The sequence below is a fragment of the Cyclobacterium jeungdonense genome, assembly GCF_010994275.1.
Taxonomy (GTDB): domain Bacteria; phylum Bacteroidota; class Bacteroidia; order Cytophagales; family Cyclobacteriaceae; genus Cyclobacterium; species Cyclobacterium jeungdonense.
Map to the genome: position 1 here is coordinate 1 of NZ_WMCD01000026.1, position 2319 is coordinate 2319.

At 54.5% G+C, this 2319-nt stretch carries 2 protein-coding genes; both read left to right on the plus strand.

Translation table 11 applies throughout. From position 1 onward, the window contains the following. Nucleotides 1–1038, plus strand: a 1038-nt coding sequence (locus GKS34_RS23145; RefSeq protein WP_163387523.1) for a DUF1553 domain-containing protein, incomplete at its 5' end; no start/stop codon positions are given. Nucleotide 1039: 1 nt separating this feature from the next. Beyond that, on the plus strand, nt 1040–2319 hold a 1280-nt coding region (locus tag GKS34_RS23150; RefSeq protein WP_163387525.1), incomplete at its 3' end, for a DUF1501 domain-containing protein.

Consider the following 2319-nt stretch of genomic DNA (forward strand, 5'->3'; position numbering starts at 1 on the left):
GACAGGGGCGTATACGACCAGCCGACTACGGCAGTTACCGTATCCACCCCCGAAGCCATCTTTCCCTTTGACGAGAACAAATATCCAAAAAACAGACTGGGTCTGGCCGAATGGACCTTTGCAGAAGAGAATCCCCTCACCGCCAGGGTTTTTGTAAACCTTATCTGGCAGGAGCTTTTCGGAGCCGGAATTGTCAGATCTGCCGGAGATTTCGGCATGCAGGGAGACCTGCCCACCCATCCCCAGTTGCTGGATTGGCTGGCAGTGGATTTCCGGGAGAGCGGCTGGGACATCAAGCACCTGATCAGGACCATTGTCAGTTCGGCCACCTACCAGCAATCGGCCACTGTCGATGACAAGAAGCTGGAGAAAGACCCGGGTAATTTTTACCTGGCGCGAGCGCCCCGAATCCGGATGAATGCCGAGCATATCCGGGACATGATCCTGTTTAGCAGCGGGCTGATGGTACAGGAGCTGGGAGGCCCCAGCGTCAAGCCCTATCAGCCGGAAGGACTTTGGGAAGCTTCCACCTCCGGAAGAGGAGAGTTGGCCGAGTACCGGCAGGACGAGGGAAATTCCCTGTACCGGAGGGGCCTGTACACCTTTATCAAACTCACGTCCCCTCCGCCCAAACCCATCATCTTTGACGGAAGCAATAGGGATGTATGCGAAGTAACCCGAAACAGAACCAATACGCCGCTGCAGGCACTGGCCATGCTGAACGATCCCCTGGTATTGGAAGCCTCCAGAGTAATGGCAGGACAACTGGTGGGAGCTGGCAAAGCAGCAGAGGCGGCCATAGAGGAAGCTTTTGCCCGGATCCTTTGTCGCCCTCCCAGTGAGGAAGAGCTGCGGCTTTTAACAGCGTATTACCAGGAGGAACTCAAGCGGTTCCGGCAGCGGCCCGAAAAAATACTGCATGCGGTCCAGGCCGGAGATTCCCCGCTGGGGCCAAACGCAGAGAAGCCAGAAACAGCCGCCCTCATGCAGGTAGTGGTGGCCATTTATAATGTGGAAGAAGCGATTACCAAAACCTGATATGGAAAAAGAACGATTAGAAAGCGGATTGAATGAAAACAGGAGGAAATTCCTGTCACGAATGAGCCTTGGATTGGGAAGCGTAGCGTTGGGCTCGCTTTTAATCCCCGACTTGTTTAATGGAAAATCCCAATTGGATACCGATAAGTTGATGGCAAGCCTGCCTCATTTTGCTCCCAAGGCAAAACGGGTAATCTATTTGTTTCAAAATGGAGCCCCCAGCCAGTTGGAATCCTTTGATTACAAACCGACCCTCAATGAACGAATCGGAGAAGAACTCCCCGATTCCATCCGTCAGGGCCAGCGCCTCACCGGCATGACCGCCGGACAATCTTCCTTCCCTTTGGTAGGGTCCTACCATGGGTTTAACCAATACGGGCAATCAGGAGCCTGGGTAAGCGATCTTTTTCCCTACACGGCTAAGATTGTCGACGAACTCTGCATCGTCAAATCCATGCATACCGAGGCCATCAATCACGATCCCGCGCTGACCTTTTTTCAGACCGGTGCCCAGGTAGGCAACCGGCCCAGCATGGGCGCCTGGCTGAGCTACGGCCTGGGAAGTGAAAACAACAACCTTCCCAGTTTCTGCGTGCTGCTATCCAGGGGAAAAGGCAACGGTCAGGGCGTTTATTCCAAGCTCTGGACCAATGGCTTTCTCAATTCCGTGCACCAGGGGGTACAATTTTCCAGCGGAGATGATCCCGTACTTTACCTGAACGACCCCGAAGGGATGGATAAGGTAGACCGGAGACGCATGCTGGACAAGATATCCGCACTCAACCAGATGAATTACCAGTCATTCGGAGATCCGGAAATCAGTGCAAAAATACAGCAGTACGAAATGGCCTACCGCATGCAAACCGCCGTACCGGAGGTGACCGACGTGACCAAAGAGCCCGACAGCATCGTCAAACTCTACGGCCCCGAATGCCTGGTGCCCGGTACTTATGCTGCCAACTGCCTGCTGGCAAGAAAGCTGTCCGAAAATGGCGTTCGCTTTGTTCAGCTTTACCATCAGGGATGGGATCAGCACGGCAACCTGCCCAATGAGATGGCCGGACAGGCATTGGACACCGATCAGGCATCTGCAGCCCTTATCACCGATCTGAAGCAACGCGGGCTGCTCGACGAGACCCTGGTCATCTGGGGAGGGGAGTTCGGAAGAACCAACTACTGCCAGGGCAGGTTCTCTGCTGACAACTATGGAAGAGACCATCACCCCAGAGCCTTCTCCATCTGGATGGCAGGCGGAGGCGTAAAACCAGGCGTGACCTATGG